At 64.4% G+C, this 15,584-nt stretch carries 13 protein-coding genes; 10 read left to right on the top strand and 3 right to left on the bottom strand.

What is annotated here, in order from left to right; all coding sequences use genetic code 11:
* The first annotated feature begins 22 nt into the window (after window positions 1–22).
* The 5 genes from DDQ68_RS03200 (at window position 23) to DDQ68_RS03180 (ending at window position 8,317) form a co-directional block, all read left to right on the top strand.
* Entirely contained in the window at window positions 23–604 is a 582-nt protein-coding gene (locus DDQ68_RS03200) for a phosphonate degradation HD-domain oxygenase (protein ID WP_109654779.1), read from the top strand.
* A gap of 105 nt (window positions 605–709) precedes the next feature.
* Complete coding sequence (locus tag DDQ68_RS03195; RefSeq protein ID WP_109654777.1) at window positions 710–4,015, top strand: SusC/RagA family TonB-linked outer membrane protein; 3,306 nt, start codon at window positions 710–712, stop codon at window positions 4,013–4,015.
* Between the two features lie 19 nt (window positions 4,016–4,034).
* On the top strand, window positions 4,035–5,618 hold the full coding sequence (locus DDQ68_RS03190; RefSeq protein ID WP_109654775.1) for a SusD/RagB family nutrient-binding outer membrane lipoprotein: 1,584 nt from the start codon (window positions 4,035–4,037) through the stop codon (window positions 5,616–5,618).
* A 153-nt stretch (window positions 5,619–5,771) separates the two neighbouring features.
* Complete coding sequence (locus DDQ68_RS03185; protein WP_109654773.1) at window positions 5,772–6,977, top strand: alkaline phosphatase family protein; 1,206 nt, start codon at window positions 5,772–5,774, stop codon at window positions 6,975–6,977.
* Between the two features lie 74 nt (window positions 6,978–7,051).
* Entirely contained in the window at window positions 7,052–8,317 is a 1,266-nt protein-coding gene (locus tag DDQ68_RS03180; protein WP_109654771.1) for an alkaline phosphatase family protein, read from the top strand.
* A gap of 243 nt (window positions 8,318–8,560) precedes the next feature.
* Here DDQ68_RS03180 and DDQ68_RS03175 read toward each other — a convergent pair whose 3' ends face one another.
* The 3 genes from DDQ68_RS03175 to DDQ68_RS03165 all read right to left on the bottom strand — a co-directional run bounded on the left by DDQ68_RS03175 (window position 8,561) and on the right by DDQ68_RS03165 (window position 10,361).
* Window positions 8,561–9,001, bottom strand: coding sequence for a transposase family protein (locus DDQ68_RS03175; protein ID WP_109654769.1), 441 nt, complete (start codon window positions 8,999–9,001; stop codon window positions 8,561–8,563).
* A gap of 5 nt (window positions 9,002–9,006) precedes the next feature.
* On the bottom strand, window positions 9,007–9,510 hold the full coding sequence (locus tag DDQ68_RS03170; RefSeq protein ID WP_109654768.1) for a transposase family protein: 504 nt from the start codon (window positions 9,508–9,510) through the stop codon (window positions 9,007–9,009).
* 113 nt (window positions 9,511–9,623) lie between these two features.
* Window positions 9,624–10,361 (bottom strand): HAD family hydrolase, encoded by a 738-nt coding sequence (locus DDQ68_RS03165; protein ID WP_109654763.1) that lies wholly within the window; start codon window positions 10,359–10,361, stop codon window positions 9,624–9,626.
* Window positions 10,362–10,472: 111 nt separating this feature from the next.
* Between DDQ68_RS03165 and DDQ68_RS03160 the strand changes: the two genes are divergently transcribed.
* From DDQ68_RS03160 to DDQ68_RS03140, 5 genes are all read left to right on the top strand, one after another.
* Window positions 10,473–11,048 carry a helix-turn-helix domain-containing protein gene (locus tag DDQ68_RS03160; RefSeq protein WP_109654761.1) on the top strand — a complete coding sequence of 192 codons (576 nt, stop codon included), beginning with the start codon at window positions 10,473–10,475 and terminating at the stop codon, window positions 11,046–11,048.
* Between the two features lie 284 nt (window positions 11,049–11,332).
* Entirely contained in the window at window positions 11,333–12,487 is a 1,155-nt protein-coding gene (locus DDQ68_RS03155; RefSeq protein WP_109654759.1) for a TIGR03364 family FAD-dependent oxidoreductase, read from the top strand.
* A gap of 325 nt (window positions 12,488–12,812) precedes the next feature.
* Window positions 12,813–13,571, top strand: coding sequence for an MlaE family ABC transporter permease (locus tag DDQ68_RS03150; protein ID WP_245897267.1), 759 nt, complete (start codon window positions 12,813–12,815; stop codon window positions 13,569–13,571).
* A gap of 121 nt (window positions 13,572–13,692) precedes the next feature.
* The gene (locus DDQ68_RS03145) at window positions 13,693–14,448 is read left to right on the top strand and encodes an ABC transporter ATP-binding protein (protein WP_109654755.1); all 756 of its coding nucleotides are present in this window, start codon (window positions 13,693–13,695) and stop codon (window positions 14,446–14,448) included.
* A gap of 65 nt (window positions 14,449–14,513) precedes the next feature.
* Window positions 14,514–15,497 (top strand): MlaD family protein, encoded by a 984-nt coding sequence (locus tag DDQ68_RS03140; RefSeq protein ID WP_109654753.1) that lies wholly within the window; start codon window positions 14,514–14,516, stop codon window positions 15,495–15,497.
* Window positions 15,498–15,584 lie beyond the last annotated feature (87 nt).

Genomic DNA, 15,584 nt, shown 5'->3' with positions numbered 1-15,584 from the left:
CACTTCCAACCCCGGCCACAAGATGCTACCCCATATCCCCGACACCCCCCAGGCAACCGTGGAGGCTATTTTTGCGCTGTACGAGGCCCACGGCCACGCCGATTACATCGGCGAGCCGGTGTCGCAACTCGAACACATGTGGCAGGCCGCCGCACTGGCCGAAGCCGCCGGCTACGGAGAGGAGGTAGTGCTGGCCGCCTTCTTCCACGACCTGGGGCACCTGTGCGCCAATACGGCCGATACCGCCGCGATGGACGGCTTCGGCGCCGTGGACCACGAACGGCTGGGGGCCGAGTACCTACGGGCCCGGGGCTTCTCCGAACGCCTGGCCACGCTGGTCGAAAGCCACGTGCTGGCCAAACGCTACCTCACCCACAAACACCCCGCGTACCTACGCCGGCTCTCGCCGGCCAGCCAGGCCACGCTGGCCTTCCAGGGCGGTCCGATGGGCGCCGCCGAAGCCGCCGCGTTCGAGCAACACCCCGACGCCGCCACCATCATCCGCCTACGGGGATGGGACGACCAGGCCAAAGAAGAACACTACCCCGTGGGCTCCCTTGACCATTTCAAACGCATGGCTCTGAGGCACTTAGCCAGTCGGTGAGTGCGTGAATTAGCCTCAACTCACCCACTCACTCATTCACCGACTCCCCCCTTCACCGAATAACCGACTCATTCATTCACCAATTCACCAACTCTCTCATTGTCTATGCGAAGCTTTTACAGAATGTTTCAGGTGCTGCTGCTGGTCTTGGGGCTGGGACTGGCGCCGCAACTACTGCGGGCGCAAGGCCCCGGCACCCCCGTGAGCGGCGTGGTGAGCGGCGTGGTGAGCGACGACCAACAGCAGCCCCTGCCGGGCGTGAGCGTGCTGGTGAAAGGCACCACCCGCGGCACGAGCACCGACGCCGACGGCCGGTTTGTGCTGAACGCCGGCCCCGGTGAGGTGCTGACGTTCAGCTCCGTGGGCACGACTTCAAGGGAAGTACCCGTCGGCAACCAGAAAACCTTCGCCATTGCCCTAGCCACCGACAACAAGCAGCTCGCCGAAGTAGTGGTGACGGCCCTGGGCGTGAGCAAGGAAACGCGCAAAATCGGCTATGCGGTGCAGCAAGTGAACGGCGAGGACCTGGTGCGGGCCCGCGACCCCAACCCCATCACTGGCCTCGTGGGCAAGGTGGCCGGCCTTTCGGTGGGCCCCTCGGCCGAACTGCTGCGGGCGCCCAACGTGTCCATCCGGGGCAACCTGCTGTCGCTGTACGTAGTGGATGGCTTCCCGATTGATACCGATACCTGGAACATCAGCCCCGACGACATCGAGACCTACACCGTGCTGAAAGGCCCAGCCGCGGCCGCCCTCTACGGCAACCGCGCCCAGAACGGGGCCATCCTCATCACTACCAAAAAGGGCAGCAAAAACAAGAAGGGCTTCACGGTGGAGCTCAACAGCAGCAACGTCATCCAGTCGGGTTTCCTGGCGTTTCCGCGCGTGCAGGATTCGTACGGACCGGGCGAGAACACGTTTTATAAATTCGTGGACGGCAAGGGCGGCGCGCCCGGCGGCGTGGACGGCGACTACGACGTGTGGGGCCCCTACTTCAACGGCCAGCTGATTCCGCAGTACGACTCGCCCGTGGTGAACGGCGTGCGCCAGGGCACGCCCTGGCTGGCGCGCGGGGCCAACAACCTCCAGCACTTCCTGCGCACGGGCTTCCAGACCAACAACAACGTCGCGCTCAGTGCCAACGGCGACACCTACACCACGCGCTTCTCGGTGTCGCAGCAGAAGCAAAACAGCTACATTCCCAACAACGGCGTCAACATCGTCAACTTCAACATGTACGGCGCGTTCAACCCGAGCCCGCGCTTTAAGATTGAGGCCAACCTGAACTTCAACCGCCAATTTACGGACAACTTCCCGGACGTGGACTACGGGCCCAACAGCCTCATTTACAGTTCGGTGGTGTGGACCGGAGCCGACTGGGACGTGAACGCGCCCGACATCCGGGGCATTTGGCAGCCGGGCAAGGTGGGCACGCAATCGGTGTTTGCCGAGTACCAGCGCTACCACAACCCCTGGCTGATGGTGGAGAAGTGGACCCGCGGCCATTACAAGAACGACACCTACGGCTACCTCACCGGCAACTACAAGATTGACGGGCACCTGAGCGCCACCCTGCGCACCCAAATCAGCACCTACAACCTGCTGCGCACCGAGAAGATGCCGTTTTCGGCCCACCCCTACGGCCGCGAGGGCAACCAGGGCGACTACCGCGAAGACCGCCGCAACCTGTTTGACCACAACGCGGAAGGCTTCCTGAACTTCAACTACGACCTGGGGCCCCAGAAATTCCTGAACCTCTCGGGCCTGGTGGGCGGCAACGTGCGCAATTTCACCTACAACTCGAACTGGACCTCGACCGACTACCTGAACGTGCCGGAAGTGTACGCCTTCAGCAACTCGCAAAACCCGGTGCAGAGCACGAGCTTCAACTCGCAGATGCGGGTGCTGAGCGCCTACTACTCGCTCGATGCCTCGCTGGGCCGCTTCGCTACCCTTTCTACCACGGGCCGCATCGACCGCTCGTCGGCTTTCCAGACGCCGACCACCTACTACTACCCGAGCCTGTCGCTGGCCACGGTGGTATCGGACTACGTGGCCGTGCCCCGCGCCATTTCCTTTTTGAAGCTGCGCGGCTCTTTCGCCAGTATCCGCACCGACGCCACGGCGCCCACCATCGGGCCGGCCCCGTTCAACTCCATCACGGCCTTCGGGGGCAGCACGGGCAACTCACTCTTTACCAACCCGCTCGGCTACGGCAATACCTACGCTTCGCCCTACAACGGACCAGACTACTCGCTCCAGTCGTTTTACTCCACCAGCAAGCCCTACAACAACCAGGCGGCCGGCTATGGCACCAACAGCCTGTTTGCGCCCGCGCTCAAAACCAGCACCCGCGTGAACTACGAGGAAGGGCTGGACGTGAAGTTTCTGCAAAACCGCCTGGGCCTGAGCGCCACCGCTTTCCAGTACATCGACGGGCCCCAGATTCTGCCCAACCCGCTCTCGTCGGCCACGGGCTACACCACCGAGTACATCAACGCCCTGAAAACCAAGAAAACCGGCTACGAGCTGAGCCTCACGGGCAGCCCGGTGCAGAACGCCAACGGCTTCGGCTGGGACGTGCTCGTGAACTGGTCGACCTACAAGCAGGTATACAGCGAGCTGCCGGCGGGCCAGAGCCTGTACCAGACGTTCTACGGCGTGGGCGACCGCACCGATAAGTTCTACGGTACGGCTTTCGTGCGCACCCCCGACGGGCAAGTGGTGAACGACGCGGCCGGCAAGCCCCTCACCAACCCTGTGGCGCAGTACCTGGGCAACCTTAACAACGACTACCAATGGAGCATCTACAACAAGTTCCACTACAAGTCGCTGAGCCTGGGCTTCCAGTTCGACGGGGCCGTGGGCGGCGTCACGACGGACTACATGTTCAACAAAACCATGCGCGGCGGCCGCAACGCCCTCACGGCCGAAGGGGCCCTGGGCGCGGCCCGCTACCAGGACTGGCAGAACTACGGCGCGGCCGGCTACAAGGGCGCGTTCGTGGGCGAGGGGGTCGTTATCGCCAACGGCGGCAAGATTAACTACGACTCGCAGACGGGTGCCATCCTCAACCCCGAGGCCTTGCAGTACGCGCCCAACACACAGGTGGCCTTCGTGCAGGACTACGTGAGCCGGTACTACGGCGTGCAGGAATCCAACCTGATGAGTAAGACCTATGCCAAGCTGCGCGAAGTGACCATTAGCTACGACCTGCCCCGCACGCTGCTGGCCAACTCGTTTATCCAGCGGGTGTCGGTGTCGCTCATCGGCCGCAACCTGCTCTATTTCTACGGCGACAAGCGCTTCAAGGACGTGGACCTGGACCAGTACAACTCGGCCATCAGTGTGACGGGCTTGCAGTCGCCCACCGTGCGCAGCTACGGCCTGAACCTGAACGCTACTTTCTAACGGCTACCGCCCCAACAGGATGAAAAATATCTTCAAAACCGGTGGCTTGCTCGTAGGCCTCGCCCTGGCCACCACCAGCTGCAACAAAACGCTCGACGAGCTGACCCTCAACGAGAACAAACCTAACAGCGTGCCGGCCGCGCTGCTCTTCACCGGCATTCTCAACGACGCCTACGAAGCCCCCAACGGCCAATACGAGGCCTGGAACCAATATTACCTCAACAACTACGACTACTACGGCAACAACCGCTACGACTTCGGCAGCGGCACCGTGTACTACACCACCCTCAAAAACGTGGGCCTGATGGAACAGCAGGCCCTGGCCGCCGGCTCGCCCGCCATGAACCCGTACGAGGCGATGGGCAACTTCTTCCGGGCCTACTTCTACACCCGCATGAGCCTGGAAATGGGCGACCTGCCGCAGAGCCAGGCCCTGCTGGGCCTTGATGGCCTGACGCCCGTGTACGACCCACAAAAGGCGGTATTTGTGCAGTCCTTCAAGTGGCTGGAAAGCGCTAACGCCGACCTGACCACACTCATCGCCGGCGGCACCACCACCATCAGCGGCGACATCTATTTCGGCGGCGACCTCACCAGGTGGCAGAAAGTGGTGAACACCCTGCGCGTGCGTTTGCTGCTGGCGCTAAGCAAAAAGAACGGCGATGCCGACCTCAACGTCGCGGGGCAGTTTGCGGCCATCGTAAGCAGCCCCACCAAGTACCCGCTCATGACCAGCGCGGCCGACAACATGCAGTACGTGGCGGTGGCGGCCACCAACAACTTCTACCCCAACAACAACCGCAACTTCGGCCAGGACGGCTCGCGCAAAAACATGGCCGCCACCTATGTGGGCCTGCTCACCAGCTTGCAGGACCCGCGCGTGTTTGCCACCTGCGAGCCCGCCCGCGACTTGGTGGACAACAAGAAGCAGAGCCCGACCGCCTTTTCATCGTTCGTGGGGGCCGACGCCGGCCTCGACCTGGGCGTGATGTATGTGAACGCCGGCTTGCAGCAGTACTCGTTTCTGAACCGCAAGCGCTACTTCTCGACCCTCACCGGCGAGCCGGCCATTCAGATTGGCTACCCCGAGCTGGCCCTGAACATTGCCGAGGGCATCAACCGCGGCTGGCTGGCGGGGGGCAACGCCGAGCCGTACTACACGGCTGGCATTCAGGCCTCAATGGCGTTCTACGGCCTGCCCACGGAGGGCCCCTACGTGGCGTCCTTCTACCGTCCTGGCTCGACGGACGTGACCAGCGGGGCCAACTACGACACCTACACCATCCCCATCAGCTACGCCACCTACTACGCCCAGCCCAGTGTGCAGTATGCCAGCGGTGGCACCGGCCTGACCCAGATTTTGCAGCAGAAGTACCTCGCCCTGTTCCGTCACGCGGGCCTGGAGGCCTACTACAACTACCGCCGCACGGGCATCCCCGCCTTCACCACGGGCCCCGGCACCGGCAACGGCGGCCGCATCGCGGCGCGCTTCAAGTACCCCGCCTCGGAGCGCACGGCCAATACCGCAAACTACCAGGCCGCGCTGGCCAGCCAGTACGGCAGCAACGACGACATCAACGGCGTGATGTACGTGCTGAAATAAATGACCAGTGGGTTCGGTAGCTTATTTTTTACAAACAGAAAAATAGGCTACGCAACGGGCAGGGTATTTTTTTAAAACTGAAAAATACCCTGCCAAACCCGCCAGTGGTTGGCCAACCGTCGTTCATTTTTAAAAACCCCTTCCCCCGCATCCATGCGCCCCTTCCGTTTCCTCTTCCTCGCGGCCCTGGCCGGCGGCCTCGCCCCGGGGGCCCACGCGCAAGCCGCCAAGCCCCGCACCGAAAACGTGGTACTCGTCACCCTCGACGGCATGCGCTGGCAGGAGGTGTTCGGCGGGGCCGACTCGGCGCTGTTTCGCCAGAGCAAATACTACTACGCCGACCGCAAGGCCCTGCAAAAGGACTTCGGCCAGGGCCTCCCCGAGCAGCGCCGCCAGGCCCTGATGCCCTTTTTGTGGGGCACCGTGGCCAAGCAGGGCCAGCTCTACGGCAACCGCACCGCGGGCAGCCTGGTGGATGTGACCAACAAAATGCGCTTCTCATACCCCGGCTACAACGAAATCCTGACTGGGGCCCCCGACGACGCCCGCATCCGCAGCAACGATCCGCTGGACAACCCCAACGCCTCGGTGCTGGAAATACTCAACCAACAGCCAACTTTTAAGGGCAAGGTAGCGGTGTTCGGCTCGTGGGAAGCGTTTCCGTACATCCTCAACGAGAAGCGCAGCGGCCTGCCCGTGAACGCCGGGATGCGGCCCGCCCCGGGCCCCGGCCTCTCGCCCCAGGAGCTGGTACTGAACGAGCTGCTGCCCGCCACGCCCAGCCCCTTCGGCGAAGAGCGGCTCGACGCCTTCACCGACCAGTACGCCCTGGCCTACCTCAAGCGCAAAAAGCCCCGGGTACTCTACATCGGCTTCGGCGATACCGACGACTTTGCCCACGGCGGCGAGTACGGGGCCTACCTGCACGCGGCCCGCTACACCGACGATTTCCTGCGCCAGCTCTGGGCCTACCTGCAAAGCGACCCGCAGTACCGGGGCAAAACCACCCTGCTCATCACCACCGACCACGGCCGCGGCGTGGCCGGCACCCAGTGGCAAACCCACGGGGCCGACGTGGCCGGGGCCGACCAGATCTGGTTCGCCGCCCTGGGCCCCGATACGCCCGCCACCGGCGAGGCCCGCAGCGGCCAGCTCTACCAAAACCAGGTGGCCGCCACCCTAGCTCAGCTGTTGGGCGTACCCTACGCCCCCACGCCCGCCACGGGCAAGTCCATCGAGGCGGTGCTGGGCCGCAGAGCGCCGGGCAAAAAGCTGGGCCGCCGCCCCGAGGCCCCGCTCACCGGCCACGCCTTGGCCCCCAGTTGGCGCAACGACGGCAACGTAACCACCGGCGAATAAGAATACCCGCTGGGGCCCCGCCGGGGGCAGAGCTCCACCAACCCTTCCCCTCGCTCCCACTTCCTTCGCGCCGCATGAAAACCTTTTGCCTGTTGCTGATGGGCCTGATGGGGCCCCACTGGATGGCCCCGGCGCAGACACCCGCCCGCAAGGTGGTGTTCGTTATTGCCGACGGCATTCCGGCCGACGTGCTGGAAGCCGCGCCGGCACCACATATCAAGAAGATTATTGCGGGCGGCACCTATTTGCGGGCCCACGTGGGCGGTGCGGCGGGCACCTACACCGAAACGCCCACCATCTCCGCGCCCGGCTACAACGACCTGCTCACCGGCACCTGGGGCTACAAGCACAACGTGTGGGACAACGCCATCGCGGCCCCCAACTACAATTACCCCACCATTTTTCGCCTGGTAAAAGAAGCCCAGCCGGCCCGCAAGATCGCCATTTTCTCGACCTGGACCGACAACCGCACCAAGCTCGTGGGCGAGGGCCTACCAACGGCCGGCAACCTGCGTTTCGACTACAAAGCCGATGGCTACGAGCTGGACACCACGGCCTTTCGGCACGACAAGGCCAGCCGCTACACCCGCGCCATCGACGACCGCGTGGTGGCCGAAGCCGCGCAGTGCCTGCGCGCCCAGGGCCCCGACCTCTCGTGGGTGTACCTGGAGCACACCGACGACGTGGGCCACCGCCACGGCGACGGTGACGAGCTACGCGCCGCCGTAGGCTACCTCGACGCGCAAATCGGCCAGCTCCAGGCTGCCCTCGTCTACCGCCGCCAGCACTTCCGCGAAGACTGGCTGCTGGTGCTCACCACCGACCACGGCCGCGACGCCACCACCGGCCGCAACCACGGCGGGCAGTCGGCGCGCGAGCGCACCACCTGGCTGGTGCTCAGTGCAAAAGACGTGAATGCCGCCGCCCGCCAGCAGCCGGTGGCCATCGTGGATATTCTGCCTACCATTGCCCGGTTCCTGCAAGTACCGCTGCCCGTGGCCGCCCAGCGCGAGCTCGACGGGGTACCCCTGCTGGGGCCCGTGTCGGTGGCCGCGCCGCAAGTGCGGGCCGGCCCCGACAGCCTGCGCATCAGCTGGGCAGCCCTGGGGGGCCCAGCAGAGCCGCTAAAGGTGTGGGCCACGGCCACCAACCGCGCCAAAACCGGCGGCGCGGACGAGTACACTTTGCTCGGCACCGTGCCGCTGGGCCGGCAGCGCCTGGCCGTGGGCCGCGCCACCTACCCGGCCGCCTTCTATAAAATCGTGCTCGAAGGCGCCCACAACACCGCCAACGCCTGGCTGATGCCGCCCGGCCCGCCCGCCCCCGGCGGCACCGACTAAGCGGCTATCTGAATGAGAATTTGTCATGCTGAACGCAGCGAAGGATCTTAAGTACTCACGCATAAGTAAGCGTATTGAATTGAACGTCATGCTGAGCGCAGTCGAAGCATCTCTACCTCGTAAGTAAGTAATTACTGTTGCGGTAGAGATGCTTCGACTGCGCTCAGCATGACCGCCTTTTTTGCTACGGTTACTTTTGCGCGACTACTTAGCACCGCTGAACGACTTGTTCTATATTAAAGCTTATTCGGCGTAGTTAGCGAGTTTCGCGTGGACAGGTGCGCGATAGGCGCGGTGCGGGCTGCGCACGCGCAGGTTGTGCAGCCCACAGGCCACGACCATGACCGTATCGCGCACCCATTCGCCGCGCAAGCGGATAGTGCCCTGCACCATGTGCAGGCGCTTGATACCGCTGTGCGCGTGTTCGATAACGACGCGCAACGGACTCAGCAACTGGTTATACAGCTTTTGGGCAAACGTCAACTCCCGCTTCGGCGGCTTCTTGTGGGGCATCTCCACCACGACCCCGGTCGGGGCGTGGCCCAGCAAGCCCAAATCCTGCCGTAACACGCAGCCCGCCGGTAGGTGCAGCGCGTACTCGTCGGCCAGTTTTTTGTCGTGCGCTCGCCCGCTTTCCGTAGCCGAGAGAAAATGCACGTACTGCGTGGAATCGCATAAGGTCATGTTTTTTACGCGGTGCGCTTTTTTTTGGCGCTGTACTCCTCGGCCTGGGCCTCCCGGTCCGTGTTACGTGGTACGCCCCGCTCGACCCCGTCGTAGGCAAAGACCGGCTCCGGGTGGTTAGCCAGGCGCTGAGCCAACTCGCCGCCGTCGCGCACGGGCAGCAGCCCGCGCCGGGCCAGCACCTGGTTGAGCACGCCCAGCAGGGCGGTAGCCAAGTGGCTGACGCGCGCTTGCGAAATGCCAAAGCTGGCGGCCTGGTGCTCTTGCAAGGCGTTGCTTTTGAGGTAGGTGAGCAGAAAAAAGAGCTTTATATCGCTGCCCGCCAGCACGGCGTTGGCCCGCTCGCGGTGGGCGGGGAACGCCCGTTGGGTTCCTTCCAGGGTGTGGTAGCGGTGGTGGCGCTCCCAGGCCGGGGCAAAGTCGGTCAGCAAGTCGTCAAACTCCGCCGCTCGCAAGCTGGTTAGGGCCAGAAACTGGCGGGGCCGCTCGCGCAAACTCAGGTAATCCATAGCCAAATTTACGCCTCGCCTACGGGCAGTAACTTAACACACACTTCCGAATTAGCTTTATTGATAAAATGCTTCACTGCGTTCAGCATAACAGGCCCTATTTGGCTAGGCCCCTAAGCCGGCACCAACTCGGCTTGCAGGTGCTGGTGTAGCTCGGCGAGCGAGGCAAATAGGCCATCGTTGGGGCAGGCGGCCAGCTGCTGGCGGGTATGGGTGCCGTTGACAACACCCAGGCTGCGGGCGCACCCGGCGCGCCGGCCCGATTCGAGGTCTGAGGGCGTATCGCCCACGTTGTATACGCTTTGCGGATCAGTAATGCCGAACACCTGCATGGCTTTTTGGATCATGAGCGGCGCGGGGCGGCCCGCGGCCACCTCGTCGCTGGCCACGGACAAGTCGATGAACGAGTGCGCAGTGCCGCGGTACTGGGTATCCAGGCCCGCGTCCCAGCCCAGGCGGTGCAAGAGCAGGTCCGTCACGGCGCGGTAGAAGCCCGTGGTGAGGGCCACCCGCACACCCCGGCCCCGCAGAAACGCCAGCAGCTCCAGGCAGCCCGCCGTGGGCACCACCGCGGCCGTGCGGTAGTAGGCCTCCAGGATGCGACGAAACGCGTGGTACGACTCATCGACCTGGGCCTCCAGCACGGACAGGCGCACGCCCCCCCCCAGCTGCTCGCGCCACAGCGCCTCAAATACGAAGCGCTTGGCCTGGCCCTGGGCGGCCAGGATGCGGGCGGCGGTGGCGCGCAGGCCGGTGGCGGCGGCGGCCTGCGCGAAGCAGGCTTCCACCTCGTGCTGGTCGCGGACGGTGGTGCCGGCCATGTCGAAAACTACGAGCTGCAAAGAAGCCATTGGAAAGCGCGTTATTGTTTACTAATATGCAACAAATGTACGACCCTGGAACGGCGGTGTGTTCCGCCATCATCACGTTTAGGTTACGTTTACCGTTTCTAGTTATTACGCATGAAGCACGATAAGCTGAGTTTAATTGGCATCCGCATCCTGGAGCTGCGCAAAGCCAAAAAGCTGAGCCTGCGCGAGCTGGCCAAGCGCAGCGGCCTGTCGGCGGGCCTGCTCTCCAAAATTGAGAATTTTCGCACCGTGCCCTCGCTCTCCGTACTGGTCGAAATCGCCACCTCGCTTGAAGTGGACGTGTCGGTGCTGGTGAAAAACATTACCGGCGAGGCCGCGGCCCCCTACCTGCTGGTGCGCGCCGATGAAGGCCGTCCCGAGCCGCGCGATGATTCCAAGGGCCTGCGCTATAAGTACCTGCTCTCGCAGGACCTGCTCAACTATAGCCTGCGCGTCAACGAGGTAGTCATCAGTCCCAATACCTACCGCAAGCCCCTATCCACCAACGCCCTGGAGCTGGTATACGGACTGGAAGGCACGGTGCGCTACGGCTTCAAAGACGACGAAGTAGCCGTGGGCCCCGGCGACACGCTCTACTTCGACGGAGTCCTGGCCCACTCCGTCCGCAACAATACCGAGCAGCCCGCCCGGGTGCTGAAAGTGTACCTACTGCGGCATACCGATTAGGCGGGTTGGCTGCCGTTCAGCGGGCGCCTCACCCCCCGGTCCCCTCTCTGAAAAAGAAAGGGGGAGGCAACAGCAAACCGACCGCCAACTAATCTTCTCATTGAACATACCCCCCTCTCCTTTTCGGAGAGGGGGCCGGGGGGTGAGGCGTTCGCCGAACGGGGCATATCAACTTTTATCACTCCCCAAGGCCCCAGAAATAACGCATTCATAACTGTTCCAATAGTTTCATATGGATCAACAACTGTTACGTTTGTGCCGGCTACACTAACCGCCAGCGCCACATGGAGAATTCGTATGATTTAATCGTTGTGGGCGCGGGGGCCCTGGGTGCGTTCCACGCCTACTTCGCGTTGCAGCGCGGCCTGAAAGTGCTGCTGCTGGAGAAAGACGCCCGGCCAATGGCGGCCACCGTGCGCAACTTCGGGCAAATCATCCCCTCGGGCATGGCCGAGGGCACGTGGTTCGACTACGCCCGCGCCAGTCTCGCCACTTACAAGGCCATCCAGGCCGAATGCGACATTTCGATCCGGCCCACCGGCGCCCTCTACTTGGCCTCGTCGCCGCTGGAAATGCAGGTACTGGAAGAAAAGCATGCGCGCTACCAGGCCCTAGGCTACGCCTCGGCGGTGCTCACCGGGGCCCAGTGCCGGCAGCACCTGCCCGCCGTGCGCGCCGACTACTGCGCCGGCGGCCTGCACTTTGCGCAGGAAGTAACCGCCGAGCCCGACCTACTCATCCACCGCCTGCTGGCCTACCTCGTGGCCCGCTGGCAGCTCGATTACCGGCCGGCCACGCCGGTGCGCGAAGCGACAGCCGGCACTGCCGGCGCCACGGTCATTGATACCCACGGCCGGCGCTACCAGGGGGCCCAGGTGGTGGTGTGCAGCGGCCGCGACGTACAGCAATTGTTCCCGGACGTGTTCGCGCAGAGCGACTTGCAACTGGTCAAGCTCCAGATGCTGGCCACCTACCCGCTGCCCCAGGTGGCACTGCCGGGCTCCGTGCTCACGGGCCTCAGCATCCGGCGCTACCACGCGTTTCACAGCTGCCCGTCGTTTGCCCAGCTGCGGCCCGACGACGTGGCCCCGGAGCTGCGCCAGTGGGGCATCCACCTGCTGTTCAAGCAGGCCCTCGACGGCGCCATCATCCTCGGCGACACCCACGAATACGCCGACGTAGCCGGCGCCAACCCCCTGGATTTCAACAACTCCGACCACCTCAACCAACTGCTGCTGGCCGAGGCCCGCCGCATCCTCGACCTGCCCGACTGGCGCATTCAGCGCACCTGGAACGGCTTCTACACCCAGAGCCGGTCGGCCGAGATTTTTCAGCACTCGCCCGACCCGCGCCTCCACCTCGTCACCGGCATTGGCGGCAAGGGCATGACCACCGCCGCCGGCTTCGCCCAGCACCACGTGGCGCAATTGGGGCTGTAAGGCCCCGGCTGGCCGCGTCGCGGGCGGGCGGCTAGGCGCCGGGGTGGCTGTGCAAGGGCCCCAGCGCGGTGGCCACGCGCCGGCAGCGGGAATTGTGGGCGCGCGGGTGCTCACAAAATCGAACGCGCGCAGGCGGGCAAGCAGGGCCGGGGGGCCGCAGAACCTGATAAAAATCAGGTGGATGAGCTAAGCCACGTCATGCCGGATGGGTAGCGGGGACCGGTACTTTTGCCCCTTACCTACCCAGGGTTGGCCTTAGCACAGGACAGCCGTTGTCCGGCGTGCTGGGCCAGCCGTTGATTGCCCACCCCCTATCCCGTATCCCGTGTCCGTTACCTCCCTGCTCGCCGAAACCGGCACCGTCGCCCGGTTTGCGGGGCGGTTTTTCCGCGAGGGGTTTCGGCCGCGCTACGAGGTGCCGGAATTTTTCTACCAATGCTACGCCGTGGGCTACCAGTCGCTGCCGCTGGTGGGCATCACGGGCTTCATCATGGGGCTGGTGCTCACGCTGCGGCTGCGGCCCACCATGGTGCAGTTCGGGGCCGAGTCGTGGATTCCGGTCATGGTGGGCCTCACCATCATTCAGGAGCTGAGCCCCATCATCACGGGCCTGATGGTGGCCGGCAAGGTGGGCTCCAACATCGGGGCCGAGCTCAGCTCGATGCGCGTAACCGAGCAGATTGACGCCATGGACGTGTCGGGCACCAACCCGTTCAAGTACCTGGTCGTCACGCGGGTGCTGGCCACCACGCTCATGGTGCCGGTGCTCACGCTGCTCGCCGACGCCATCGGGCTGTTCTCGGCCTACGTGGGCGTTAATATGCGGGGCTCCACCTCGTTGCTGCTGTTTGCCAACCACATTCTGAACAGCCTCACCTTCGGCCAGTTGCTGCCGGCGGTGATAAAAACCTTCTTTTTCGGCTTTGCCATCGGCCTCATCAGCTGCTACAAGGGCTACTACGCCAGCAACGACACCGCCGGCGTGGGCCGCGCCGCCAACTCGGCCGTGGTGGCCAGCTCGCTGGCCATTTTCCTGCTCGACCTGGTGGCCGTGCTCGTAAGCACCGCGCTGGGGCTGATTTGACCATGCAACGGCGTGCCGCCCCGTTGGGCAGCCGCCCGGAAACGCCAGAATGCCGGCCTGCCCCCGGTGCTGCCCGCCCGGCAACGGAGCGCCGCGCCATTGCTCTTCTCTTGCCAAAATTATGCCTCCTCCCCCCCCGCCCCGCCCCGCAGAGGCCGTGCTCACGGTGGCCGACGTGAGCCTGGCATTTGGCGAAAACCACGTGCTGCGCGACTTTTCGCTCACCCTCAACCGGGGCGAAAACATTGTGGTGCTGGGCAAGTCAGGCGCTGGCAAATCAGTGCTGATCAAGTGCATCATCGGCCTGATAAAGCCCGACGCGGGCACCATCACGGTGCTGGGCCAGGACGTGGGGGCCCTCGACCACGCCGGCCTCGACCGCCTGCGCACCAAGTTGGGCTTCCTCTTCCAAAGCAACGCCCTCTACGACTCGATGACGGTGCGCGAAAACCTGCTCTTTCCGCTGCGCCGCCAGCGGCTGGCCCACACCCCGGCCCAGGAAAACGAGCTGGTGCAGCAAGCCCTCGAAGACGTGGGCCTGGCCGACACGGCCGCCCTGCTGCCGGCCGCCCTTTCGGGCGGCATGCGCAAGCGCATCGCACTAGCCCGCACGCTCATCCTGCGGCCCGACATCATTCTCTACGACGAGCCCACTACCGGCCTCGACCCCATCACGGGCCGCGAAATCGACCACCTCATCCGCGCCGTACAAGCCAAGTACAACACCTCGGCCCTCATTATCTCCCACGACCTGGCCTGCGTGCGCCTCACCGCCGACCGCGTGGCCTTGCTCGCCGAGGGCCGCTGCTACGCCGAAGGCACGTACGCCGCAGTGAGCACGAACACGGACCCCAAGGTGCACGACTTTTTCATTTAACGGGTTCCGGCCGGCTCGCGCGGGCCGGCCGGAACCCGGCCACTGCTCACTATCCACCCCCGCTCATGTCCCAGAACTCCCCCGGTAATAGCGTGCGCCTCGGCCTGTTTACAGTGCTGGGCGTGGGGTTTCTGCTGGCGCTACTATACCTGATGGGCCGGCACCAAAACCTGTTTGGCCGCAGCCTGGTGGTGCAGGCCGATTTTCGCAACGTGTCGGGCCTGCTCACCGGCAACAACGTACGCCTGGGCGGTATTTCGGTGGGCAACGTCAAAAGCATTGATTTACTGAACGATAGCACCGTACGCGTATCCATGAGCCTGAGCCGGGACGCGCAAAGCTTCGTGCGCCAAAACGCGGTAGCCACCATCGGCACCGACGGGCTAGTGGGCAACACCATCATCAACCTCACCGCCCAGGCCGCCCCCGCCCCGCCCGTGCGGGCCGGCGACGTGCTGCGCACCACCACCCCGCCCAGCATCGACGTTATGCTCGGCACCCTCGACGTCTCCAACAAGAACCTGGCCGCCATCACCCACAGCCTGCGCCAAATGGCGACCAGGCTCGACACCAGCGCCCTCTGGCAGCTGCTGAATGACCAGCAGCTGCCCGCCAACGTGCGCCAGAGCCTGGACCACGTGACCGCTGCCAGCGCCCAGCTACGCCGCGCCGCCACCAATGCTGCCCAGCTCACGCAGGGCGTGCGCCAGGGCCGGGGCCCGCTGGGCTACCTCCTCACCGACGACAAGCTGCCCGCCCAACTGGGGCACGCCGGCCAGCAGCTGGCCCGCACCACCGACACGCTGGCCGCTACCGTGGCCGGCCTCCGGCACCAGCTGCTGGACGGCCGGGGCCCCGCCCACACGCTGCTGACCGACACCACCGCCGCCCGCCAGGTGCGCCAAACCCTGCGCCACGTGCAGCAAAGCACCCAGAAGTTTGACCAGAGCATGACGGCCCTGCAACACAACTTCCTGCTGCGCTGCTATTTCAAGAAGCAAGCCAAGCGGAAAGCCCGCGCCGCCGCCGACTCAGCAAGGCATCTGTAGCAGTTTTCAGGTCCGGGCACGGCCCGGTCGGCCGGTTGACTAGTACCCAGTTGTTCTCCCTGACGACAACCGGTCGGCCGGCTGAAA

Origin of the sequence: Hymenobacter nivis, from assembly GCF_003149515.1 — a bacterium.
Classification (GTDB): Bacteria; Bacteroidota; Bacteroidia; order Cytophagales; family Hymenobacteraceae; genus Hymenobacter; species Hymenobacter nivis.
The sequence above is the reverse complement of the archived record's forward strand: the minus strand, read 5'-3'. Positions and strand labels throughout refer to the sequence as shown.